Source organism: Pusillimonas caeni, from assembly GCF_003545815.1.
Classification (GTDB): domain Bacteria; phylum Pseudomonadota; class Gammaproteobacteria; order Burkholderiales; family Burkholderiaceae_B; genus Pusillimonas; species Pusillimonas caeni.
On the sequence record NZ_PDUW01000014.1, the window covers coordinates 38,364 to 62,946 of the forward strand.

22 protein-coding genes are annotated in these 24,583 nt (G+C 64.2%); 8 read left to right on the top strand and 14 right to left on the bottom strand.

Annotated features, from left to right (window positions below):
- Positions 1 to 83 precede the first annotated feature (83 nt).
- From CSC67_RS20425 to pxpB, 14 genes are all read right to left on the bottom strand, one after another.
- Positions 84 to 1,058 (bottom strand): LLM class flavin-dependent oxidoreductase, encoded by a 975-nt coding sequence (locus tag CSC67_RS20425; RefSeq protein ID WP_118996313.1) that lies wholly within the window; start codon positions 1,056 to 1,058, stop codon positions 84 to 86.
- A 47-nt stretch (positions 1,059 to 1,105) separates the two neighbouring features.
- Complete coding sequence (locus CSC67_RS20430) at positions 1,106 to 1,921, bottom strand: CoA-transferase subunit beta (RefSeq protein WP_118996314.1); 816 nt, start codon at positions 1,919 to 1,921, stop codon at positions 1,106 to 1,108.
- Positions 1,914 to 2,870, bottom strand: coding sequence for a CoA transferase subunit A (locus CSC67_RS20435; RefSeq protein WP_118996315.1), 957 nt, complete (start codon positions 2,868 to 2,870; stop codon positions 1,914 to 1,916). Before CSC67_RS20435 ends, CSC67_RS20430 begins: the two co-directional genes overlap by 8 nt.
- A gap of 139 nt (positions 2,871 to 3,009) precedes the next feature.
- Entirely contained in the window at positions 3,010 to 3,714 is a 705-nt protein-coding gene (locus tag CSC67_RS20440) for an ABC transporter ATP-binding protein (RefSeq protein WP_118996316.1), read from the bottom strand.
- Positions 3,707 to 4,531 (bottom strand): ABC transporter ATP-binding protein, encoded by an 825-nt coding sequence (locus tag CSC67_RS20445; RefSeq protein ID WP_118996317.1) that lies wholly within the window; start codon positions 4,529 to 4,531, stop codon positions 3,707 to 3,709. The genes CSC67_RS20440 and CSC67_RS20445 overlap by 8 nt, the downstream gene beginning before the upstream one ends.
- Positions 4,528 to 5,622 carry a branched-chain amino acid ABC transporter permease gene (locus tag CSC67_RS20450; protein ID WP_118996318.1) on the bottom strand — a complete coding sequence of 365 codons (1,095 nt, stop codon included), beginning with the start codon at positions 5,620 to 5,622 and terminating at the stop codon, positions 4,528 to 4,530. Before CSC67_RS20450 ends, CSC67_RS20445 begins: the two co-directional genes overlap by 4 nt.
- The gene (locus CSC67_RS20455; RefSeq protein WP_118996319.1) at positions 5,619 to 6,494 is read right to left on the bottom strand and encodes a branched-chain amino acid ABC transporter permease; all 876 of its coding nucleotides are present in this window, start codon (positions 6,492 to 6,494) and stop codon (positions 5,619 to 5,621) included. The genes CSC67_RS20450 and CSC67_RS20455 overlap by 4 nt, the downstream gene beginning before the upstream one ends.
- Before the next feature lie 151 nt (positions 6,495 to 6,645).
- Entirely contained in the window at positions 6,646 to 7,809 is a 1,164-nt protein-coding gene (locus CSC67_RS20460) for an ABC transporter substrate-binding protein (protein ID WP_118996320.1), read from the bottom strand.
- Between the two features lie 203 nt (positions 7,810 to 8,012).
- Positions 8,013 to 9,248: a xanthine dehydrogenase family Fe-S subunit gene (locus CSC67_RS20465; RefSeq protein ID WP_118996321.1), complete on the bottom strand. Its 1,236-nt coding sequence runs from the start codon at positions 9,246 to 9,248 to the stop codon at positions 8,013 to 8,015.
- A complete protein-coding gene (locus CSC67_RS20470) occupies positions 9,245 to 10,063 on the bottom strand; it encodes an FAD binding domain-containing protein (RefSeq protein WP_118996322.1) in 819 nt (272 codons plus the stop codon). Before CSC67_RS20470 ends, CSC67_RS20465 begins: the two co-directional genes overlap by 4 nt.
- Complete coding sequence (locus CSC67_RS20475) at positions 10,060 to 12,447, bottom strand: xanthine dehydrogenase family protein molybdopterin-binding subunit (RefSeq protein ID WP_118996323.1); 2,388 nt, start codon at positions 12,445 to 12,447, stop codon at positions 10,060 to 10,062. The genes CSC67_RS20470 and CSC67_RS20475 overlap by 4 nt, the downstream gene beginning before the upstream one ends.
- Positions 12,448 to 12,618: 171 nt before the next feature.
- Positions 12,619 to 13,404, bottom strand: a complete 786-nt coding sequence (locus CSC67_RS20480) for a GntR family transcriptional regulator (protein WP_118996324.1) — start codon at positions 13,402 to 13,404, stop codon at positions 12,619 to 12,621.
- A gap of 82 nt (positions 13,405 to 13,486) precedes the next feature.
- Positions 13,487 to 14,512: a 5-oxoprolinase subunit C family protein gene (locus CSC67_RS20485; RefSeq protein WP_118996325.1), complete on the bottom strand. Its 1,026-nt coding sequence runs from the start codon at positions 14,510 to 14,512 to the stop codon at positions 13,487 to 13,489.
- Complete coding sequence (gene pxpB / locus CSC67_RS20490) at positions 14,509 to 15,231, bottom strand: 5-oxoprolinase subunit PxpB (protein ID WP_118996326.1); 723 nt, start codon at positions 15,229 to 15,231, stop codon at positions 14,509 to 14,511. Before pxpB ends, CSC67_RS20485 begins: the two co-directional genes overlap by 4 nt.
- 211 nt (positions 15,232 to 15,442) lie before the next feature.
- Here pxpB and CSC67_RS20495 point away from each other — a divergent pair, with 211 nt between their 5' ends.
- The 8 genes from CSC67_RS20495 to CSC67_RS20530 all read left to right on the top strand — a co-directional run bounded on the left by CSC67_RS20495 (position 15,443) and on the right by CSC67_RS20530 (position 23,980).
- Entirely contained in the window at positions 15,443 to 16,219 is a 777-nt protein-coding gene (locus CSC67_RS20495) for a LamB/YcsF family protein (protein ID WP_118996327.1), read from the top strand.
- A 30-nt stretch (positions 16,220 to 16,249) separates the two neighbouring features.
- Positions 16,250 to 16,915, top strand: coding sequence for an NADPH-dependent F420 reductase (gene npdG / locus CSC67_RS20500; RefSeq protein ID WP_118996328.1), 666 nt, complete (start codon positions 16,250 to 16,252; stop codon positions 16,913 to 16,915).
- Positions 16,916 to 16,920: 5 nt separating this feature from the next.
- Entirely contained in the window at positions 16,921 to 17,697 is a 777-nt protein-coding gene (gene cofE, locus CSC67_RS20505; protein WP_118996329.1) for a coenzyme F420-0:L-glutamate ligase, read from the top strand.
- Positions 17,698 to 17,713: 16 nt separating this feature from the next.
- The gene (gene cofD / locus CSC67_RS20510; RefSeq protein WP_118996330.1) at positions 17,714 to 18,721 is read left to right on the top strand and encodes a 2-phospho-L-lactate transferase; all 1,008 of its coding nucleotides are present in this window, start codon (positions 17,714 to 17,716) and stop codon (positions 18,719 to 18,721) included.
- A gap of 11 nt (positions 18,722 to 18,732) precedes the next feature.
- Positions 18,733 to 19,476, top strand: coding sequence for a 2-phospho-L-lactate guanylyltransferase (gene cofC, locus CSC67_RS20515; RefSeq protein ID WP_118996331.1), 744 nt, complete (start codon positions 18,733 to 18,735; stop codon positions 19,474 to 19,476).
- 5 nt (positions 19,477 to 19,481) lie between these two features.
- Positions 19,482 to 21,995 (top strand): 5-amino-6-(D-ribitylamino)uracil--L-tyrosine 4-hydroxyphenyl transferase CofH, encoded by a 2,514-nt coding sequence (cofH, locus tag CSC67_RS20520; RefSeq protein WP_118996335.1) that lies wholly within the window; start codon positions 19,482 to 19,484, stop codon positions 21,993 to 21,995.
- Complete coding sequence (locus tag CSC67_RS20525; protein WP_245220317.1) at positions 21,979 to 22,695, top strand: nitroreductase family protein; 717 nt, start codon at positions 21,979 to 21,981, stop codon at positions 22,693 to 22,695. The genes cofH and CSC67_RS20525 overlap by 17 nt, the downstream gene beginning before the upstream one ends.
- 70 nt (positions 22,696 to 22,765) lie before the next feature.
- On the top strand, positions 22,766 to 23,980 hold the full coding sequence (locus CSC67_RS20530; RefSeq protein ID WP_118996332.1) for a diaminopropionate ammonia-lyase: 1,215 nt from the start codon (positions 22,766 to 22,768) through the stop codon (positions 23,978 to 23,980).
- The last annotated feature ends 603 nt before the right edge of the window (positions 23,981 to 24,583 follow it).

A 24,583-nucleotide genomic window follows, 5' to 3' on the forward strand; every position in this document is an offset into this window, starting at 1 on the left:
TATGTAGTCCTGGATGTTCGCAGAGAATCGCCGGTGGCCTGGCGGCCGGCTCGCGCGCCGCCGGGCCTTGCACCAAGGAACGGTCAGCCCTTGTTCTTTTCCGCGGCGTAGGCGCGCAGGCGGGGCACGATTTCCTTGGCGATGACCTCCACCTGGTCCATCTGGTATTTGTAGGGGACGAAGATCAGTTTCTGGACGCCCGCGTCGATATGCTCTTTGAGCTGGTCCACGCACTCGTCGACGTTGCCCATGATGGCGCTGTCCATGGTCGACTTGCTGCCCTGGGCGATGTCGAAGTCCACATTCAGCCACTCCATCATGGTGCTTTCGACGGCGGCCCGCGAGTCGCCCACCATGATGGGCAGCTGGTTGCCGTTGAGCAGCGTGGCCGGGTCGCGGCCCGATTCTTCGGCGTAGTCGCACACTTTCTTCCACGACTCCACGAACGCGTCGGGCTTGTAGAAATAGGTCAGCCAGCCGTCGCCGTTGGTGGCCGCGCGCTTGAGCACACGGTCGGCGTAGCCGCCGATGAGAATGGGGAATGGCTGCTGCACGGGCTTGGGAAACATCACCCCCGCCGGTATGCTGTGGTTGGGCCAGTCGCCCGACACCAGGTCCTCGGTGAAGAAGCGCCGCATGATTTCAAGGTTGTCGTCCATGATGCGCCCGCGCTGGTCGAAGGGCACGCCCACCGCGTCGAACTCGCGCTTGTACCAGCCGGCCGCCATGGCCAGAAGCAGGCGCCCGCCCGAGATCTGGTCCATGGACGACAGCTGTTTGGCCAGGGAGACCGGATTGCGCAGGGGCAGCACCAGGATGCCGGTGGAAAGCTTGATCTTCTTGGTGCGCGCCGCGATGGCGGTAAGCAGCGTCAGCGAGTCGAGAATGGGAAAATGGGGATCGACGCCCAGAAGGATGTGATCCCACACCCATAGCGAATCGAATCCCAGCTCTTCCATGCGGACACCGTACTCGATGAGCTCCTGGGCCTCGGGAATGATGGGAAACGCCGTGAAGTTGCGGGCTGCGATGCCGAACGTGCCGTGAAGTGTAGCCATGCTATGGTCTCCTCGATAAACCGTCTAAAAAATTCAAGTACTTTTGCTCAGCCGATATAACGCCGGTCCGGATCCAGCTCCCGGAGCGCTTGCAGCTCTTGTTCCGTGGGCGCCTTCGTGACGTCGATGCCGCCTTCGTCGTACAGAAGGTCGAAGCCCGTGTTGTCCTGCACTTCTTCGAGCGAGACGCCTTCATGCAGCGCCAGCACTTTCATGGCTCGAGTGGTGTCATCGAATCCGAAGATGCCCAGATTGGTAATGACGCGGAACATGCCGCCGGCGCGCAGGCCGGTGTCGTAGCGCGACGTGCCGCCGCTCAGGAAGCCCGGGCTGGTAATGAAGTCGACCTTCTCCACGAATCGCCGGGGCTCGTGCTTCATGGCGACGATCATGTTCGTCAGGCTGGAGATGTCGTTGCCGCCGCCGGTGCCGGGCAGGCGCACCTTCGGATTGGACGGATCGTCTCCCAGGAAGGAAGAGTTCAGGTTGCCGTATTTGTCGATCTGCGCCCCGCTCATGAAACCGATGTCGACGTGCCCGCGCTGCAGCAGCAGCAAAACGTCGGTGCTGCTGACCACCATGTTGGCCCGCTTGGTGCAGCGCTGTTCATTGGTCGACGGCGGCAGCTTGCCCGGCTCGATGAACGGTCCGATCACCCCGCCCTCGAACAGAATGGTCAGGCCCGGGCAACGCTGCATCTGCGCCAGCGTCGCCGCCAGCAGCGGGATGCCCACCCCGGCGAACACCACCTTGCCGTCCTCGAGCACGCGCGAGCTCATCACGGTAAGCATCTCGGCTTCGGTGTAGTTCTTCGCGGCTTGCGCGCTTTCGTCGTGCGTTGCGACGGCTGATGTATTAGTCATTCAAAAGACTCCTTCCACGTTTGGCGGCATCCAGCACCTCTTCGAGCCCCAGCAGCGCCAGGTACTCGTTCCAGGATTCGGGCCCGCGTATGTATTGGTCGATGTACTCGTTCATGGCGCCGACGGGATCCTTGTTGACCGAGCCGGTGTAGTAGTCCATGTGGGACAGGAACGGTTCGTACACATTGGTGCACTCGTGCGGCGCGCAGCCGAACGGCACTTCGACCACGGCGTCGACGTTGAAGAAGCCGATCTTCGTCTGGTCGGGCGCGCGGCGGATCTGGTCGTTGGAGACGATGCGCTCGGTGGTAAGAATGACGCTGTCGGCCGCCATCGCCAGTTCGATGTCCATGAAAGGCAGGCCGTCGATCTGAGCGTTGCCGTAGGCATCGCAGCGCTGTACGTGTATCAGCGCGACGTCCGGGTTCAAGGCCGGGACCAGCAGCAAGGGTTCGTTCGTGAAGGGGCAATCGATGGTCTTCGTCTCGGGCCTCAGGCTCACCACGTCGGATCCGATCATGGAACGCATGGGCATGAAAGGCACGCCCATGGCCCCGGCCCGGAACCTCATGCCCATGCCCAGGTGGCTCCACTCCTGGAAGCTGGCCTTCTTGGTCTCGACGTAGTGGCGCATGACCTTGGAAATGCCCCACACGATGCCCTGGCTGAACCAGCTGGTCTCGATGTGCTTGCAGATGCCCGATGCAAACAGCCAATCGCCTTCGCTCGACACAATGCTGCGATACACGGAAAGGTCTTTCTTGTTGTCCCGGATCAGCTGCCAGATCATGGCCATCGGGGTGCGCGACAAGGTGCTGCCGCCCACGCCGACGTGGCTGCCGTCATGAACCAGGGCCGACGCCTCTTCGAGCGTCATGACCTTCTCCCGCAGGCTGCGGTCCCGTTTCGAGAGACGTTGACGCAGATTTAGATAAGGCGAATCTTGCATGTGTGACCTCCGGCCCGGCTCAACGGGACATGAAAATTGAATCAGACTTTTTATCTATCGTACTAATGATAGTATGATAATACCTAAAAAAACAAATAAGGCAAAACCCTGAACCCGGCCGGGCCAGGGTTTGCGTCGCTCAACCTCCCAGATAAGCATGCCTCACGTGCGGGTCGCTGATCATTTCCTGGCCCGTGCCCTGCAGCGTCATGCGGCCCGATTCGTACAGATAGGCCCGATCGCACATGTCCAAAGCGGCAAAAGCATTCTGCTCGACCATCAGCACCGTCGTGCCGCTTTCCCGGACCTTGCGAATGATGTCGAAGGTCTTTTCGACGATATTCGGCGCCAGCCCCAACGAAGGCTCGTCGAACATGATCAGCTTGGGCCTGGACATGAGCGCCCGGGCGATCGCCAGCATTTGCTGCTCGCCCCCGGAAAGCGTGCCGGCCGCCTGTTCGCGCCGCTCCTTCAGCCGCGGGAACGTCTCGTACATCTTGTCGATGTCGTCCGCGACCGCGCTGCGGTCCTTGCACACATAGGCGCCCAGCTCGAGGTTCTCGTGCACCGTCATCTGCGGAAACACCCGCCTGCCCTCCGGGCAATGGGATATCCCCATGGAAATGATCTGCTGCGCGGACGCTTTGGATATGTCCTGGCCCATGAAGCGGATGCTGCCTTCGGCGGGATTGAGCAAACCGGAAATGGCCTTCAGGGTGGTGGACTTGCCGGCGCCGTTGGCGCCGATGATGGTGACCAGCTCGCCCTGCTCGACCGTCAGCGACACATCGTTCAAGGCGTTCACCTTGCCATAGCGGCACACTACGTTTCTTAGCTCAAGCATGCTGTTTGACCCCCTGTCCCAGATAGGCTTCGATGACGTCGGGATTGTTCTGGATCTCGGCCGGCGTGCCGTCGGCGATGATCTTGCCGTAGTTCAGCACGATGACCCGGTCCGACACCCCCATCACCAAAGGCATGTCGTGCTCGACGAGCAGGATGGAGATGTTCCGCTGCCGGATCTTCTGAAGGATTTCCATGAATCTGGCGGTTTCGGCGCCGTTCATGCCCGCGGCGGGCTCGTCCAGCAACAGCAGCTGGGCCCTGGCGGCCAGGGCGATGGCCACCCCCAGCAGGCGCTGCTCGCCGTAGGGCAGAGAACCGCTTTGCTCTTTGGCCCGATGGCTCAGACCGACGAAATCGAGCAGATCCCAGACCTGTTCTTTGAGATCCCTTTCCTCGCGCCTGAAGCTGGGCAAGGCCAGGATGGTATCGAGAAACGAAGCCTTGCCCTGCAAGTGCAGCCCGGTCAGGACATTGTCGAAAACCGTTTCGTTCGTGAACAGGCTGGTCCGCTGGAATGTCCTGACCAGCCCCATGGACGCGATCTCGTAGGGACTGTGATCGGCCAGATTGACGTCCTTGAAATGGACCGTGCCCTTGGTGGGGCGTATGAAGCCGGTCACGACGTTGAAGGCTGTCGTCTTTCCCGCGCCGTTGGGGCCGATCAGGCTGAGCAGCTCGCCTTCACGCAGCGTAAAGGACATGTCCGAAATAGCCACCAGCCCGCCGAAGTGCATCGCCACATTGCTGACCTTCAGCAAGACGGGGTTCGCCTTGCCGGCCTGTGCAGTGCGGGGGCTTGTTTGATGTGCGCTCATGCGTCGGCTCCTGTTGCTTTCAGTGTCTTGCCCTTGGGAGGCGCGGGCTTTGGCGCAGTGCCGTCCCTTTGCCGGCGTTCACTCTGGGGATCGTTCCCGGATCCGAACTTGCGCTCCCACACCCGCAGAAGGGCCGGAACGATGCCCTGCGGCAGGAACATCACGATGAGCACCATCGCAACGCCGTAGACGATCCACTGGATCTCGGGCCCCGCGACTTCACGCAGGCCCACGGGCAGGATGCCGAAAATGATTCCGCCGACGATGGGGCCGATCAGCGTGCCCTTGCCTCCGGTAATCACCATGATGACCATCGTGACGGTATAGATGAACAGGAACACGTCCGGATCGATGATGCGGATGTAATGCGCGTACAGGCTGCCGGCCGCGCCCGCCATGGCGGCCGACACCGTGGCCGCGAAGTTCAGGTATCGCGTGACGTTGATGCCCGCCGACACGGCCAGGGGCTCGTTTTCACGCAACGCGATCATGGCCCGCCCCACCCGCGAGCGGACGATGCGCCGGATGATCACATAACATACCAGGCCGAGCGCCAGCACGAGGTAATAGTTGGGCGTCTTGGACCAGAACTCGCCCGACCCGATGAACGGCAGGTTGTAGCCCATGGGCGGGATGTTGTTCAGGGCCAGCGGGCCCTGGGTGAGCTCGACCCAGTTCAGCGCCACGAGACGGGTCACCTCGGCGAAGCTGATCGTCACGATGACGAAGTAGGCGCCTCGTATCTTGAACGACAGCTTGCCCACGATGAACCCGCACAGCCCGGCAATGACCACGGCCAGCAGGAAGCCGACAACGGGCGAACCCGGTTCGACGACGATGCGGCCGTCGCCGAAGAATGCCGGGATGTCGAAGCCCAGCGAGGTCAGCGCGCTGATATAGGCCCCGATGCCGAAGAAGGCGATATGGCCCAGGTTGAGCTGGCCGGTGTATCCAAGCAGCAGGTTCAGGCTCATTGCGCCGATGATGAACAGGCCCGTCGTGATGACGATGTGCTGGTAGTAAGGATCTTGCAGCCAGAACGGCAGCGTGAGCAAAAGCAGCAATATGACAACTGTGGATAGACTCTTCATCCGATTCTCTCCCCGCGAACACGAAACAGACCCGTGGGCCTAAACATCAGGACAAGGATGATCAGGACGAATCCGACTGCGTCCCGATAGCCCGACGAGATATATCCGGAGCCCAGCTCTTCGGCAAAGGCCAGGATGAAACCTCCGATCATTGCGCCCTGGATACTGCCCAGGCCGCCCAGGATGACGATGGAGAACGCTTTCAGGGCCGCCAGGTTGCCCATCGTGGTGGTCACCACGAACACCGGCCCCAGCAAGGCGCCCGCCGCCGCGGCAAGACCCGATCCCAGTGCGAAGGTCGCCGTATAGATCAGATTGATGTTGATGCCCATCAGCGAGGCGGTGTCCCTATCCTGGAACGTCGCGCGCATCGCCTTGCCCAGCGAGGTCTTCTGAAGCAACAGATAGGCCAGGATGATCAAGCCGACCGCGGCGCACAGCACGAATATGCGCAGCCACGACAAGGCAATGGGGCCGACCATCAAGGGCTCGGTCGGAAACGGCGTACTGACCGATTTGGCCACCCCGCCCCAGACCAGCAATGAGAGGTTCTGCAAGGCGATCCAGCATCCGATCATCGCCACCATGGTCGAGTCGATGTCGGCCGACCGCATTCGTCGCAACACCAGGCGCTCGATCAGGGCGCCCAGCAGGATGCCCAGCATGACGGCCGCCACGAGCGCGACGAAGAAGTTCCAGCCAAGTCCGGAAACAAAGTAATAAGCCATGAAGCCGCCAAAGGCGTAAAGCTCTCCATGGGTGAAGTTAACCACCTTCATGACGCCGAGAATCAACGTCAGCCCGATACCCAGCAGCGCATACGTGCCTCCGAGTATCAGCGCATTGGCTACGTGCTGAAGAAACTGATCCACAATCCGCCCCACTTTCGCGCCTGGACAGAGAGTGACGAGAACGGCGCGCTATTCTCGTTCACCCGTATTCGAAGCGTTGGCCGGCCGAGGCGGGAACGCCCCGGCGCAACGGAACACCGCGGGCCCGACGGCTGCCCGCGGCTTCCGACGGCTACTCCTGAACCGCGGCTACCTTGCCGTCCTTGATGACCACGAGATAGGTGTTCGCGTCGTACTGCGCGCTGGCACGGTCGCCCTCGCCGTCCTTGCGGAAAGAGATGTCGCCGTTCAGGCCGTCGATCTTGACGTTCCAGAGCGCTTCGCGGATTTTTTCCGGGGTGGGCTCGTCGACCGCTTCGAGGGCGGCAGCAATCGTGCGAATGCCGTCATAGCCGCGGAAGCTCTCGGTCAGGCCGGCCGGATTCAGCTTGCGTTTTTTCCATTCGGCAATGAAAGCCTTGGACATCTCGGGATGCGCTGTACTGTCGGGCGTCCAGGGCGTGAAGAAGAGCAGATGCATCGTGCCTTCGGCCGCGCTGCCGGCCTGTTCGACGAGCTGATCGGGGCTTTGCGAACCGCCCGTGGTGATGATCTGGCGCTTCAGACCCAGCGACTGAGCCTGCTTGAGCAGCAATGTCAGCTGCTCGACCGCGGTGGTGACGATCAGAGTGTCGGCATCGCTGCCGCGGATCTCCGACAGCTGCGCCGTCATGTCCTGCGCCGCGGCGTCCATGATCAGTTCTTTGCCCACTTGCGCGCCATTGGCTTCCAGCACGCGCCTGAACTCGACCGCGGCGCCTCGCCCCCAGTCGTTGTTCACGACCAGCAAGTCGGCTTTCTTGATGCCCAGGGGCTCGATGTACCGCACGAAGTTGTCCGCCTCGATCGCGCTGGTGGGCGCCAGGCGGAATACATAGGGATTGCCCGACTTGGTGATCTTGACCGAGCTGGAGGTTTCAACCACCATGGGAACCTTGTATTCCATCAGCTTGGGCATGCTCGCCAGAGTCAGCGTCGAACCCCACGCCCCCATGAGGACCGGCACTTTGTCTCGCACGATCAGCTTCTCGGTAACGTTGGAAGCCTCGGTCGGGTTGCTCTTGTTGTCCTCGACGACCAGTTCGATCTGCTTGCCCTTTATGCCTCCGTTGGCATTGATTTCTTCAGCCGCAATTTTCGCCCCTTGCAGGATGTAGTTGCCGGAAGCGGCGACGGCTCCCGTCAAGGGCTGATTGATGCCGATCTTCAAAGTTTCGGCATGAGCCGGCGCCAGCATGGCGAAAGAAACCGCGGTTGCTGCAAGACTGGAAGCGAGAAGTCGACTTCTGCGTTTCATTGCATTACTCCTTTGATGTGTGAGAGAGAACTGCAGTCAAGCCCTAAAGTTTTGTTATTCCATCAACCCATTAATAGTAAGACAATACGTATAACAGCTTACGCCGTATATAGTGGTTCTTACTAATACCGGCACTGAGATGCTGCTGATACTGCCAACTGCCAACGACACATGGCGCGCGGACTGGACTGACTGCTTGAGACTCAGCGTGCCCCGAAGAGGCGTTTGAAGAAACCGGCCACCCGGTTGCGCAGCACCGAGAACAACAGGGCCCCTGCGTTCAGCTCGGTTACCTCGGCATGCGTGGCCGCGCCCTGCTCCGGCGCCCCACGATTTGAAAGACGGTGATGCAGATTCTGGGCAAACGCATCCGTCATGCGTTTGGCGATGTCCATGACGATGCCCGAGCGGCTGAACTGCGCCAAGGGCCCCGTCAGGGCGAAGCCGAGCTGCACATCCACCTGCGTCTCGGCCCCGTTATTGATTTCGGTAAGAACATACTCGACTTCGCCCCGCGTCGCGGACGCCGACTTGGTGTCGCGCGCCGAGCCGTAGATGGTTCCCTTGTAGTGGGCGTCGTCCCGCTCGACGTCCGCCGCACCCTCGAAATCGGCCACGATGGGGCCGACCTTGACCCGCAGCCGGGGCTCCACATGCGTTGCCGTCGGCTCGGACAAAAGCGATGCGCCCGGCAGGCAAGTGGTGACCTGATCGAGCCGCCCGAAGAACTCCCATACCTCGTCGCGCGGAAACGCCACCGTGAACGACTGCTGCAAGCGGGTCATGGGCTTGGAGTCGTCGACCTTGCGGCTCGCCGCCGGGGCGGCAGGCCTGGCCTTCGCTGCCGGCGCAGCCGCCCCGGCCGCGGAAGGAAGCACGATGCCGGCGGGGTCGGCCGCCATGACCTCCGCATGGCCCGAACCCACGGGGCCGACCGCCTGCCTTGGATTGACCACCTGATCGAGGCCGGCGGAGCAGCGCTCGTCCACCACGCGCTTGACCGCCTTGACGATGCCCACATAGCCCGTGCATCGGCACAGGTTCCCGCTCATGGCGTAGCGGATGTCCTGCTCGGTGGCGCCGGGCATCCTCAGGACCACATCGCGCGCGGACGCCAGCATGCCCGGCGTGCAGAAGCCGCATTGCAGGGCATGTTCTTGATTGAATGCAGTGCGCAAAGCCTGCATGACTTCATCGTCGTCCATGCCTTCGACGGTGGTGATCTGGGCGTTGTCGCATGCCACCGCCAGCGAAATGCAGGACCGCGCGGGCGTGCCGTCTATCAGCACGGTGCATGCGCCGCAAACGCCGTGTTCGCAGCCCAGGTGCGTGCCGGTCAGGTTCAGGTGATCGCGCAAGACGTCGGCCAGCTGCGTACGCGGTTCGATGGTCAGCCCCTTATGGGCTTTTCCATTGACATTCAGGGATATGGTCTTCATAACTGTGCTCGCTGGACGGCACGCAAAAGCGCGGTCATGTGGATCTGGTTGGCGACCGGGTCGATCAGACCCGCTTGCTTGAACAGCTGCTCTATCTCGTGGGTCTTGATGTCGCCGTTGCGTTCGAAATAATCGCTTGCGTCGCTGATGACGATGGGCTTGGCTTCGATCGCGCCGATCACCACCCGGCACACGTCCCGGGCGGGGTCTTTCAGCACCACCGACATAGCATGCGCGAACTCTCCGGTCTTGCGGTTGATCTTGCAATGCCCCCATCTGGCATCGGCCGACAAGCGCGGGATGAAGACCGAATCGACCAGGTCGCCGGGCCCCAGGTCGGTTTCGAACACGCTGGTCATCAGATCTTCGACCGGGATGCGCCGGTCGCCGGAAGGACCCACGATTCTGACCGTGGCGCCGATCGCCGCCAGGGACGTCACCCAGTCCGCCGCGGGGTCGGCATGAACCAGGCTGCCGCCCACCGTGCCGCGATTCCGTACCGCGCGATAAGCGATGCCCCGCGCGACCGCGGGCAAGGCCCCGTGCGTGACGTCGGGCACCCGCTTGTCTTCGATGTCGGCATGGGTGATGCAGGCGCCCAGGGTCACGCCCTCGGTGGTTTCTTCCACGCGCTTGAACTCGGGGACGTGCGTGATGTCGACCAGGAGGTCGGGCTGCACCAGGCGCAGGTTCAGCATGGGGCCGAGCGACTGGCTTCCCGCCACCACCTTGACCATGATGTCATCGCGCTGAGTCAACTGGATCGCCGACTTGGGGTCGGCAACGCGCTCGTAATCGAACAACGACGGCTTCATAGTTCCTCCATGGCCAGCGGCGCTTCTTGCCCGGCCGCCTTTTGGGACTGGGCCGACCGGGCCTTGAAAATGGCCTCCAGCACGCGATGGGGCGTGGCCGGCGAGGTATACAGCGCCGCGCCGAGCGGACGCAAGGCGTCGTTGATCGCATTGAGGATGGTCGCCGGCGGAGCGATGGCGCCGCTTTCGCCGATGCCCTTGACGCCGAACTCGGTGTACGGCGAAAGCGTTTCCATGTGGATCAGCCGCGGCTCGGGCACCTCGGTGGGCCCGGGCAGCAGGTAATCGGCAAAGGTCGAGGCCAGCGGCTGGGCGGCCGCGTCGAAAGGCATTTCCTCGTACAGAGCGGTGCCGATGCCCTGGGCGGTGCCGCCATAGATCTGGCCGTCGACCACCATGGGATTGACGAGCTTGCCGCCGTCCTCGACGACCACATAGTCCAGGATCTCGACATCGCCCGTTTGCGGGTCGACCGCCACCAGCGCGGCATGGGCGCCATATCCGAACGTGCCGGTATCGCGCTGTGGCTTATAGCCTTCGGTCACTTCCAGGCCGCCCGCATTGGCCTCGGGAGGCAGATCCTGCGGGCGCCGATACCAGATGCGGGCCACCTCGCTGATGGGCACGCTGGCCCCGTCGCTATGCACGGCGCCCTCGGAAACCGTGACCTTGTCGGGTGTGGTCTTCATCACGAAGGCGCCGATATGGCACAGGCGCTTCAGCAGCTCGTCGCACGCCCGGGACACCGCGCCGCCGGACATGACCATGCAGCGCGAGCCCCAGGTGCCGGTCGAATAAGGCGTGTACTCGGTGTCGCCGTGTATGACCTTGACGTCGGCCACATCGATGCCCAGCTTCTCGTTGGCCACCTGAGCCAGCGTGGTTTCCAGGCTCTGGCCGTGCGAGTGCGCCCCGATGCGGATCTCCAGGCCGCCGTCCGGCGTCATGCGCAAGGTGGCCTGCTCGTGGCCCGGCACCATGGGGATGCCCCAGCCAGCGTACACCGAGGTGCCGTGCGCCGCCTGCTCGCAGTACACCGCCAGGCCCACACCGATCAGCCGGCCATCGGGCTCTCCGCGCTTCTGCCGCTCGCGTATGGCAGGCAGGTCGATGGCGGCGACGGCGCGGCGCAGCGCTTCGGGATAATCGCCGCTGTCGAAATGCTTGTTGGTGATGTTGTCGAACGGCATCTGCTCGGGCCGCACCAGCGACTTCATGCGCAACTCATAAGGCTCGACGCCGGCCGCGCGGGCCAGGTCGTCGAGCAGCAGTTCCAGGGCAAAACAAACGCCCGTACGGGCGACGCCCCGATAAGGCAGTATGGGGCACTTGTTGGTGGCGACGGAATAGGTCGCGCAATGGTAAGAGGGAAAATCGTAGGTGCCCGGCAGGATGCTGCCGATCTGCCCCGCTTCCAGACATGCCGAGAACGGATAAGAAGAATAGGCGCCCGAGTCGACCGTGGCGTCGCAATCGATGCCGAGCAGCCTGCCGTCGGCGGAGGCGTAGCCGGTGATGCGATAGTGGTGTTCGCGACAGTTCGCGCTTGCGGTGAGATGCTCGCGCCGGTCTTCGATCCAGCGCACCGGGTGGCCCAATTGCATCGCCAGCCAGCTGACGGCCACTTCTTCGGTCAGCAGTATGCCCTTGTAGCCGAAGCCGCCTCCCACGTCGGGCGTAATGACGCGCACCTGCCCCTCGGGCAGGCCGAGGCATTCGGCCAGGCCCGTGCGAACGATATGCGGAATCTGGGTGGCCGTGTACAAGACCAACTGCTCGACGCGCGTGTCCCAATAGGCGACGCACCCGCGTCCTTCCATGGGCGCCATCACCTGGCGCGAAGTGCGTATCTCGCGCGTCACCTTGATGGGCGCATCGCGGACCGCGTCCATATTGACGCTGAAATCGGTGGTCAGGAACAGGTTGTCGGGCCATGCTTCGTGCAGCCGCGGAGCGTCGGGCTCGCGGCCCTTCAGCATGTCGGACACCGTGTCCAGCTCGTCGTATTCGACCTGCACGGCGGCGGCCACGTCTTCCGCCCTGGCGCGGGTTTCGGCCACGCACATGGCGACCAGTTCGCCGACGTGGCGGACCTTGCCGTCGGCCAGGATGGGTTGGGCGGATGAGCGGAAGCCCGGCAAGGCCGTATCCGCCACGATCGGCTTGACGCCGGCCCGGTTCAGGTCGGCGGCGGTATAGACCTGCCCCCGGCAATGTTCCGGAACATATATGTCGGCCAATTTCGCATGCGCCACCGGGCTGCGCACGAATGCCACGTCCCGCATGCCGGCCAGGCGTATATCCGCAACGTACTGGCCTTTGCCACGCAAGTAACGGTCGTCTTCTTTGCGAAGCACCCGTTTACCCACACCCTGATTCGACATCGCGATCTCCTATGTTTGCAGGGGCTCTGGACGAGCATGCTCGATGAAGAAACTAGCTAAGTATTGCTCTTACCATCATTCTGAATATAGAACCATATATACTCCATCCGGGTTTACGTGGATATCCGGAAAAAGCATGGGAAAAAAAGAGGAGTGCGGGCTCCCCGGCCCTTACTTGGCTCGCCGGCGCGCTCTGGCCTCTTGGATCTGCCGAGGCTCTTCGGCATCCAGCAAGTCCATGTAGAGGCGGATGCAGTCGCTGCGATAGGTGATTTCGCCGACGTAGATGGCCACGTCGTTGTCCGACGTGACGACACAGCGGCACTCGGCGGTGGGCGCGCTGAGGGAAACGCCGAGAAGCTGCGCGACTTCAGGGTCGGCGGTGCCGATGGTCATGGTCTGATGCGCTTTCTTCACGATGGTGCCCCTGAGCTTGTCGAGCACGGTAAGCGCCGTGTGCTTCATGAACTCGTCTCGATATTGCTCGAGCACCGATTTTTCGATGTGCACGCTGACCACGGCATAAGGCATGCCGTCGCGCAATTGCAGGCTGCGCAGAAAGCCGTATTGTTCGGCCAGCTGGCCCTCTTCGGGGCTCAGGCGCGGATAGGCCGGCGGTTCTTTGACGTCGATGAAGCGGGGAACGTTGTTCTTGATCGACTGGATCATTGCGTCCCAGGAGGTTTCCAGGGTGAGCCAGCGCTTGTCGTTGACGTGTTCGGCGACAAAAGTGCCGCGCCCCTGCTGGCGCATCAGCAGGCCTTCTTTTTCCAGCAGCCCCACCGCTTGGCGGACGGTGACCCGCGCCCGCTTGAATTCTTCTTCGAGCTCTTCGAGCGTGGAGATTTTTTCGCCAGGAAGCCACTCACCCGTTTCGATGCGTCGCCTGAGCGCGGACGCCACCTGTATATACGCAGGGATGTGTCCGCTCAAACTCTCTACGTGCCTTTTCTGCATGGGTGAAGCTCCACAATCAGTTACCCTGTTGACAATAAGACAATCTTCGGCAAGATTTTACCCAAGCCCTTCAAACGTTGCCTCAAACTACCCCGCTCGTCAAATTTTCCGTCCGCAGCGCCGCCAGGTCGATTACGCCGGCCGGCGCCACTTCCCGCAGGCCATATTCCGCGATATTACACAATCGCGCGTGCAGGTCGCGAGCCAGCGCCTCGGCTTCCTCCAGCGACACTTGCTCGAACCGGACGGCGGAACCCGGGCGGCGGCGCGCCAATACGGAAATGTCGCTTGAAATCACCGTCGCGATCTTGGGATAGCCTCCCGTGGTCTGAGCATCGGCCAGCAATACGATGGGCAGGCCCGAACCGGGCACCTGAATGGCCCCGCTGACGATGCCGTCCGACACCAGATCGTAGCCGTCGGCATGCTCCAGCGCGGGGCCGTCCAGGCGAAAGCCCATGCGGTCGGCTTTGTCCGACACGACGTATTCCCCCGAAAAAAAAACGTGCCTGGCCTGCGGCGTGAAATAGTCGTCCTGCGGCCCGAGAACGACGCGTATGGCCTGCGAATACCCGTAATCGTAAGGCGCGGCAAGCTCTTTCTCGGAGCGTACGTCAACGTCCGGCGCAGCCAGCGGGAGGATATCGCCACGCTGCAGGACCCGGCCCTGCAGTCCTCCTATGCCGCCGCGGACATAGGTGGAAGCGCTGCCGAGCTGCATGGGCAGGTCGAAGCCGCCCTCCAGCGCCAGGTAGCCGGACAGGGACCGGCCCAGCGATGTCACCTTGACGACGTCGCCGCGAACCAGGCGCACGCTTCGGCCGGCCGGAACCGACAGCCGGCGCGCGCCCGTCACGGCAAGCTGGCCGTCGCAGCCGAACAGCGCCACCCGGGCGGCGCTTGCCTGCACTTCGAACGACATGCCTTGCAACAGCATTTCCAGGACCGCGGCGCCCGGCGGGTTGCCCACCAGTACGTTGGCCAACCGGGCGCTTACCTTGTCCACGGCGCCCGACACGGGCACGCCGACGTCCTGATATCCCATGCGGCCCATGTCCTGGAAGGTGGTGTAGGGCCCCGCGTCCAGCACTTTCAATGCGCTCGTCATGATGCCACCCTCTCGCAAACCATTTCAAAGTCACCGGCCTGGACGGCCTTGCGGATGCCGGCGTATTCGGCCGACCCGATGGGCTGGAACCGCACTTTGTCGCCCGGCCGCAGCAGGGCGGGATCCTCGGCGTCGGCATCGAACAGGCGGATCGGCGTCGCGCCGATCAGGTGCCAGCCGCCGGGACTTTCGAGGGGATAGATGGCGGTCATGACCGAGGCAATGGCGACAGAGCCCGGCGGCACGCGCGTGCGGGGATTGCTGCGCCTCGGCAGCACCAGCGCCGGCGGCAGATCGCCCATATAGGGATAGCCGGGGACAAAGCCCAGCATGTACACATGAAAAAGCGTCCCGGCGTGCTGTTCGACGACCTGGATTGCGGTGAGTCCGCTGGCCTGCGCCACGTCGTCGACGTCCGGCGCGTACTCGCCTTCGTAGCAGACCGGAATGGTCCATTGACGCGCCTCTTGCCGCTGGGCGTCCGATGATTCCAGCAAGCCTTCGAGCCGGCCCTTGAGTTCGTCGCCGCCGACGATGAGCGGATCGTAATGCACCAGCAAAGACCGGAAGGTGGGCACCAGGTCGGTCACGCCCGGAATGCCCAGCGCCCTTATTCGCCGGCTCAGCCGCAGCACGCGGTCGCTCAGCGCCCGGTCGATGACGTCGCCAAACTGCACCACCATCGCCGTGTCGCCCTCTTTAAGAAACTGCACAGTCATCAGCTTTCTCCGCTTTCCCTTGCCGAAGTTCAGGCCCGGCGGGCCTGCAACGGGGCTTGGGGCCTGTTGCAGGCCCTAGGGTTTCCATGAGTCAAATGATATTGTCTTTCTATCTTTAGCACAATATACTTATCAGGACGTAGATAAGCTTAGATCAATTCGGGCAAACGCGCCAGACAATGTAAACAGCTCAACTCAAAGGAACGCGAACATGACCTTATCGGTGAATCTCAATGCAGACATGGGCGAGGGCTTCGGCGCCTACGACATCGGCGACGACAACGCCATCCTGAAAATCATCCGTTCGGCCAACATCGCCTGCGGCTTTCATGCGGGCGACCCGCTCACCATGCGCCGCGTCGTCGAACGGGCCAAGGAAGAAGGCGTCAGCATCGGAGCGCATCCGGGGTTCAACGATTTATGGGGCTTCGGCCGCCGCCGCATACAAATGAAGGCCGACGATCTTGAAAACATGATCGCCTATCAGATCGGCGCTTTGCAGGCGATGGCCTCATTCTGCGGCGAAAAAGTCACTCACGTGAAGCCGCATGGCGCACTCAACAATATGGCCGCCGAAAGCGCCGACTACGCCCTGGCCATCGGCCGCGCCATCAAGGCGGTCGATCGCGACCTGATCTACGTCGCCCTGTCCGGATCGGAGATGGAGAAAGCCGCCGTCCAGCTCGGCCTGCCGCTGGCGCGCGAAGGCTTCTGCGACCGGCTGTACGACGACAACGGCAACCTGGTTTCGCGCAGCATCCCGGGTTCGGTCATCCACGACCCGAAAGTCGCCACCGAGCAGGTGGTGCGCATGGTCGTCGACGGCGAAATCGTCTCCACGTCGGGCAAGCGCGTCAAGCGCCGGGTGGACTCCCTGTGTGTGCACGGCGACGAGCCGACGGCCGTCGCTCTGGCCGCCATGGTCAGGGAAGGCCTGGAGGCCGCCGGCGTCAAGATCGTTCCCCTCACCGAAATGAATCTTTCCTGAGCCTATCAGCAATCTATTGAGGAGTCCTCCATGCAGAACCAAGTGAAAATAGCCATACTCGGCGGCACGGGCGCCCTGGGTTCGGGGCTGGCCAAACGATGGGCCAAGGCGGGCCACGAGGTCATCGTCGGATCGCGCACGGCGGAAAAAGCGCAAGAAGCGGCAAGCGGCCTGGCCACGCCCGACGGCGCGCCCAAGGCGCGGGGCGCCACCAACCTGGAGGCCGCCAAACAGGGCGACGTCGTGGTGCTGACGGTTCCCTTTTCCAACCACAACGCCCTGCTGGAGGAAATCAAGGACGCCGTCGACGGCAAGATCGTCGTCGATGCGGTCGTGCCCCTGGTTCCGCCCAAGGTCGCCGTGGTCCAGCTGCCGCCGGAAGGCTCGGCCGGCATGATCGCGCACAAGCTCATCGGCGACAAGGCGCGCGTCGTCTCGGCGTTCCAGAACGTGGGCGCGGCCAAGCTGCAGGCCGACGAAGCCATCGCCTGCGACATCCTGGTCACCAGCGACGACCAGGAAGCCAGAAAAACCGTCATCGGCCTGATCCAGGACATCGGCATGCGCGGCATCGACGCCGGCCCCATCGCCAACTCGGCGGCCGCCGATGCGATGACTTCGCTGCTGATCGGCATCAACAAGCGCTACAAGGTCGATTGCGCGGGTATTCAGATCACCGGGCTGGCGGCGGGCTGAGCGCCATGCAAAAGCCGGACGCATCGATCCGCCTCACGGCGCTGGACGGCTTCCCCATGATCGCGCCCGGCGACGACCTGGCCGCGATCATCCTGGACAGCCTGGAGCAGAACGGCATCCGCCTGGAGGGGGGCGACGTGGTGGTTCTGGCGCAGAAGATCGTGTCCAAGGCCGAGGGCCGCTTCGTCCGCCTGGCGGACGTCACGCCCTCGGCGCGCGCGCTGGAAATCGCCCGCGAGACCCGCAAGGACGGCCGCATGGTCGAACTGATCCTGTCGGAAAGCAAGGCCGTCATCGCCCAGAAGCCCGGCGTGCTGATCGTCGAGCACCGCCTGGGCTACATCATGGCCAATGCCGGCATCGACCAGTCGAACATCGACCATGCCGATGGCCAGGAGTACGCCCTGCTGCTGCCCGAGAATCCGGATGAAAGCTGCCGGCAGCTCAAGGAACGCTTCGACGCCCGCTTCGGCACGCATGTCGGCGTCCTGATCAACGACAGCTTCGGCAGGCCCTGGCGGCTGGGCGTCACCGGGGTGGCGCTGGGCGCGGCGGGGCTGCCCAGCCTCATCAGCCTGATCGGCGAGCCCGACCTGTACGGCCGCTCGATGCGCGTCTCGGAAATCGCCTTCGCCGACGAGATCGCGGCGGCGGCATCGCTGATCATGGGCCAGACGGATGCGGGCAAGCCCATCGTACATCTGCGCGGGCTGCGATGGAACAGCCCGGACAATGCCGCCGACGCATTGATACGCCCCAAGCACCAAGATTTATTTCGCTGAGCGACGAGGTCCGGACATGACACAAGACACTTCCTCTCTCCATACCCCCGCCGGACGCGTCCTGGCCTTGTGCGGCGGCGTGGGCGGCGCCAGGCTGGCCCGTGGACTGAACGCGCTGATTCCCACGCCCGGGCAACTGACGGTCGCCGTCAATACCGGAGACGACTTCGAACATCTGGGCCTGACCATCTGCCCCGATCTCGACTCTGTGCTGTACGGGCTTTCCGGCAAGAACGACGAGCAACGGGGCTGGGGCCGGGCCGACGAAACCTGGCACTGCCTGGAGGCGCTCAAGGAACTGGGCGCGGCCGACTGGTTCGCCCTGGGCGACCGCGACCTGGCCATGCACATCGAGCGCAGCCACAGGCTTCGCGCAGGCGAGACGCTCAGCGGCATCACCGCCCGGTTCTGCGAGCGGCTGGGCATCGCCGCGCACGTGCTGCCCATGTCGGACGACCCCGTCCGCACCACCGTCCATACCGACGAGGGCGAACTGGCCTTTCAGGAATATTTCGTGCGCCGGGCCAGCCGGCCCAAGGTGCAGAACATTTCTTATCGCGGGGCCGACACCGCCCGGCCCAACGAGGCGCTGCTGCAATGCCTTGCCGACCGTTCGCTCGAGGCCGTCGTCATCTGCCCCTCGAACCCTCAGCTCAGCATCGACCCCATACTGGCCCTGCCCGGCATGCGCCAGGCGCTTCGCGACGTGGACGCCCCCGTCATCGTCGTATCGCCCCTGATCGGAGGGCGCGCGGTCAAGGGGCCGGCCGCCAAGATCATGGCCGAGCTGGAGCTGTCCGTCGACTCGGCCGGCATCGCGCAGGTGTACCTCGACTTTCTGGACGGACTCGTCATAGACACCCAGGATGCGGACGACGCGGACCGCGTGCCCGTGCCCGCTCTGGCCACGCCCACCCTGATGCGGTGCCAGGAGGATTCGACGCGGCTGGCCGCGCAGACGCTTGCGTTCGCGCATGCCTTGCGCACGGGACCGCAGCGCGTCAACGGCACCACCGGCCGGTGAAGAGAGGGCCCATGAACGCGCAACGCATCGCGGCGGTGATCCCCGTCAAGAACTTCAGCGAAGCCAAGCACCGCTTGCAGCCGGTGCTGTCCTGCAAAGAACGCCGCCGCCTGGCGCGCATGATGTTCCAGGACGTATTGAATGTTCTGGTCGAATGCAGGCGGCTGGCTGCGGTCTATGTCGTCACTTCGGACCCCGACGCCGCCCGGCTGGCCGGGACGCTGGGCGCCGCCGTCCTGCCCGACCCGATGGCGGGCGGGCTGTCGGGCGCCATCGCCCACGCGGCCCAGGCCTTGAAGGCCGGGGGCATGGACGGCATGCTCGTCATGCCCGCCGACGTGCCCAATGTCGACGTCGCCGCGGTGGAGCGGCTGCTGGACGCCCATGCCTTGCCCCGAGCGGTAACGCTGGTCGGGGCGGCCCGCGACGGCGGCACCAATGCCCTGCTCTGTTCGCCCCCGGACGTCATTCCCAATTGCTTCGGCCACAACAGTTTCAGGGCGCATTGCCAGCTCGCCGCCTCTTCGGGCATCGAGCCGAACGTCGTAAGCCTGCCCGGGCTGCACTACGACATCGATCGCCCGCTGGATCTGCTGTCTTTCCTGAACGCCCCCAGCCGGACCAGGACCTACGCCTACCTGACCGGCAGCCGCATCGCGCGGCGCCTGCAAAACACCGCCGCTTTCCCATCGGCTGCAACGATGCTGTCCCGGGCGTTGCCCGGCGCCGTCTCGAACAGCTTTCAGAAAGGATGAACATCATGAGCAGCTTATTTTTGACGCCGGACCGCTCCAAGTCAAAAAAAGCCCCCTTGGGGGGCAGCAAGCAGGCGTCAGCCTGCGTAGCGTGGGGGCATTTTCCGCTGGACCACGCACCGCTTTCCGACGAGGCGGCCTACGCCCTGATCGATCGGCCGACGGACCAGCTGCTGGCCCCCGCGGGCGCCCTGCGCGACAAAGGCCACGGCGAGGCCGTTTCGTTCTCGAAGAAGGTGTTCATTCCTCTGACCCAGTTGTGCCGGGATGTCTGCCATTACTGCACCTTCGCGCAGACGCCCCGCAAGATGCCCGCGCCCTATCTCAGCATCGAACAGGCGGTGGAGATCGCACGCCGGGGAGCCCAGGCCCAGTGCAAGGAAGCCCTGTTCACGCTGGGCGACAAGCCCGAGCTGCGTTATGCGGCGGCGCGCGAGGCCCTGGACGCCATGGGCTACGACAGCACCATCAGCTATCTCGTCGACGTCTGCAAGGCCGTGTTCGAAGAAACCGGGCTGATTCCCCACGTCAACCCCGGCCTGCTCGGCCGCGAAGACCTCGACCGCCTGCGCGCCGTCAGCATCTCGCAGGGCATCATGCTGGAAAGCGCATCCGAACGGCTGTGCGAGCCCGGCGGCGCCCACTACGGTTCGCCCGACAAGCTTCCGGCCGCCCGCCTGGAAACCCTGCGCCTGGCAGGCGAAGCGGGCGTGCCCTTCACCACCGGCATCCTGATCGGCATCGGCGAAACGCGGCGCGAGCGCATCGATTCGCTGCTTGCGCTGCGCCGCCTGCATCGGCGGCACGGCCACATCCAGGAAATCATCATCCAGAACTTCCGGCCCAAGCCCGGCACGCAGATGGCCAAGACCGAGCCTCCCTCACTGGAGGAACACGTCTGGACGATCGCGGCGGCGCGGCTCATCTTCGGCGCGGAGATGAATATCCAGGCGCCCCCCAACCTGCAGCCCGAGGCCCTGAAGCAACTCATCGACGCGGGCATCAACGACTGGGGCGGCGTCTCGCCCGTGACTCCCGACCACGTCAACCCGGAAGCGCCCTGGCCCCATCTGAACGCGCTGGCCGAGGCGACGAAACGGGCCGGCAAGACATTGGTCGAGCGCCTGGCCCTCTATCCGGGCTATGTAAGACGGATGCAGCAGTGGGTGGACCCGAAGTTCCACACGCGCGTGCTGCAGGCCACCGACGGCCAGGGCCTGGCCTATGCCGGTGAGTGGACCGCGGGCAGCCAGGTGCCTCCCCCTTCCAACGCCCTGCTTTGGACCGGCAAGACCGCGCGCTCGCCGCAGGCCGTCGGCGAACTGGGCTCCATACTGCGCCGCGCCCAGGCCGGCAGGGCCCTGGGCGAAGCGGAGATCGCCCGCCTGTTCCGCGCCCATGGCTCGGAGTTCGCCGCCGTCTGCAAGGCCGCCGACGAAATCAGGGCCGCCGTCAACGGCGATACGGTGCGCTTCGTCGTCAACCGCAACATCAACTACACCAATATCTGCAGCTACCGCTGCCAGTTCTGCGCCTTCGCCAAGGGCCGGGGCGCCGAGGACCTGCGCGGCAAGCCCTACGACCTGCCTCTGGACGAGATCCAGCGCCGGGTGCTCGAGGCATGGGAGCGCGGCGCCACCGAAGTCTGCATGCAGGGCGGCATCCACCCTTCGTACACGGGCCACACTTATATGGAGATCTGCGAAACGGTCAAGCAGGTCGTGCCGGAAATGCACATACACGCCTTCTCGCCGCTGGAGATCTGGCAAGGGGCCCAGACGCTGGGAATGCCGCTGAAAGAGTATCTGCAGCGCCTGAAGCAAAGCGGCTTGTCCACCCTGCCTGGCACCGCGGCCGAGATCCTGGACGACGAGATCCGGGCCGTGATCTGCGCCGACAAGGTCAGCACCGGCCAATGGATGGAAGTGATGCGCACCGCGCACGCCGTGGGGCTGAAAAGCACCGCCACCATCATGTTCGGCCACATCGAAGGCTATGAGCACTGGGCCCGCCACCTTTTGCTCATCCGCGAACTGCAGGCCGAAACCGGCGGCGTCACGGAGTTCGTTCCCCTGCCCTTCGTCCACATGGAATCGCCCATCTACCGCAAAGGCCGGGCGCGGCGCGGCCCGACATTTCGCGAGGCCCTGCTGATGCACGCGGTGGGCCGTCTGGCCCTGCATCCCCATGTGCCCAACATACAGGCCTCGTGGGTGAAGATGGGCGAAGCCGGCGTCGAAGCCTGCCTGAACGCGGGCGCCAACGACCTGGGCGGCACCCTGATGAACGAGACCATCTCCCGCTCTGCCGGCGCCTCGCACGGCCAGGAGATGACCGCGCCGCGCATGGAAGCCCTGCTGCGGTCAATGGGCCGCGTGCCGCGCCAGCGCAGCACCTTGTACGAAGACGTGCCCGAAGCGATACAGCTGCGCGCGCGCGAAGCCAGGGCGCCCATCCAGCCCTTGCAGCCGCTGATGCGCAAGCATGTGAAACGCGAAAAGGATGTCAGCCTTGCTTAGCCACGCTTTGGATCCGGACGCGCGCGAGCTCGACGGCCCGGAGCCCGATACCACCCTGGACGAGATGGCGCGCCTTCTGGCCGGGCGCCGCTCGGTCAGGCGCTACCTGCCCATACAGCCGCCGGTCGATCTGGTCGACCGCCTGCTGTACCTGGGCACGTGCGCCCCCTCGGCCCATAATCGCCAGCCGTGGCGCTTCGCCGTCATCCGCTCGCACGAGACCAAGGCCCGGCTGGCCCGCGCCATGGGCGACAAGCTGCGGCGCGACCGGCTGGCGGACCAGGACGACCCCGGCGATATCGAGGCCGACGTATCGCGCTCGTTCGCCCGCATCACCTCGGCCCCCACGATCGTCCTGCTGTGCCTCACCATGGAAGACATGGACCGCTATCGCGAACAGGCCCGCAACGACCACGAGTTCCACATGGCGACGCAAAGCCTCGCCATGGCCGGGCAGAACATCATGCTGGCGGCCCACGCGGCGGGGCTCTCCTCGTGCTGGATGTGCGCGCCCATGTTCTGTCCCGACATCGTCCGGGGCGTGCTCAAGCTGGCCGGGCACTGGATTCCGCAAGGCATGCTGACGCTGGGTTACCCCGCCAACCCGGGCAAGCCCTTTCGACGCATGCCGCCCTGCGAGACCACGCTTTACCTGGACGAAGACGATCACCACTCGACCCCCACCGAGCCGGCCGGCTGACGTGCGCGCCGGCAGCCTGCCACTGGCTGCGGCGCCCCGTCGGCATGCCGGTTTGCCAACAGGAGACACCATGCTTATCAAGAACAAGCTCGCCGCCCGCGCGGCCTACCCCGACGACTTGCGCGCCATCATGAACCTGCAGCGCGCGGAAGAGTCGCGCGAGTGGCTCTCGCACTGGCGCATGCTCAGCCCCGAGCCCACGCCGCTGGTCTCCCTGCCGGGCGTGGCCAGGACGCTGCGGCTGGGCAGCGTCCTGCTCAAGGACGAATCGAAACGCTCGCCCCTGGGCAGCTTCAAGGCGCTGGGCGCCTCGATCGCCCTGGTGCGCCTCATCCTGCGCCACTTTCCTTCGGCGGGTTATACGGCGCAATCGCTTTTCGCCGGCGAACACGCCCAGGCGCTGAAAGACTTCACCGTGGTCAGCGCCACCGCCGGCAACCACGGCTGCTCGCTGGCCGCGGCGGCGCGCGACATCGGCTGCCGCTGCGTGATCGTCCTGAGCGAACAGGTCAATCCCGACCGCGAAAAAGCCATCGCCTCGCACGGCGCCGAGATCGTGCGGGTCAAGGGCGACTACGATGACTCTGTGGAACACGCCGAATCGCTGGCCAAGTCCGAGGGCTGGCTGGTCGTGTCGGACACCTCGTACGACGGCTACGAAGAAATCCCCCGCGACGTGATGCAGGGCTATGCCACCATCCCGGCCGAAGCCATCGGCCAGTCGAACGCCTCGAACGACGCCGAGCCGCCCTATACGCACGTATTCCTGCAGGGCGGGGTCGGCGGCATGGCCGCCGGCCTGGCGGCCTACTTCTGGGAGCGCTATGGCGCCAGGCGGCCCACGCTGATCGTGGTCGAGCCCGAGCAGGCCGACTGCCTGTATCAAAGCGCGCTGGCGGGCCATGCCGCCAGCGCGACGGGCAGCATCGACTCCGTCATGGCGGGCCTGGCCTGCGGCGAAACCTCGCCGCTGGCCTGGCGCTTCCTGCAGCCCTCGGCCGATTTCTTCATGACGATTTCGGACGCCAGCGCGATCAGCGCCATGAAGACGCTGGCCTACGGAGAGTACGGCGACACGCCCGTGGTCAGCGGCGGCTCGGGCGCGGCCGGTCTGGCGTCATTGATCGAACTGGCCAACGATGCGGGCTCGCGCGAGGATGTGGGCCTGGATGAGAGCTCGAAGGTGCTTCTGATCAACACCGAAGGCGCCACCGCTCCCACCGACTATTTGGCCCAGGTGGGCAAGACCGCCGACGAAATACTGAAGACGGCGGCCGAAGCCTGAGTGCCGGCGACAGTTGAAACGGGGCCGCGCCATGAAGGTGCGCCCCTATTCGAAACCGCTTCGACTGCAGAACACGTTGCGTAGTTATGCCCTGCCTGGAGTCTGTGTTCTTAAGCGCCGCCGCGGGCGATGCCATCAGGCCGGGCGGTCGGGCGGTCCGAGGCAGCGCCCTCCAACGCCCGGCCTGATGGCATCGCCCACGACGGCTTGCAGTGGCGGCTTGCCACGACCGCAGAAGAACGCCAGGGTGCACGCAAGAACACCGGCGTGTACAAGTTGCCCAGACCCGAGCCGCTGGAGGCGGGTGCACTTGGGCCAGGCGTTGGAGGGCGCTGCCTCGGACCGCCCGACCGCCTGGCCCAAGTGCACCCGCCTTCAGCGGCGCTCAAGAATCTATGGTCAGCCCGCATTTTGCAAGCGTGACGGTGTTGACGTAAATTAGGCTTGCTTGAATCTATCCGGAGTCCAGTTGGGGATCCATCCCCGCTCCATGATGAGAGCCGCGCCGGGCAAGCCTAAGAACTCAATCAGCGTCGATGCGCTTTTCTTAAGCTCAGGTTTCCTGCCCGGCCGTTGAGCCGTTTATGTCTTCACGTATCTCGC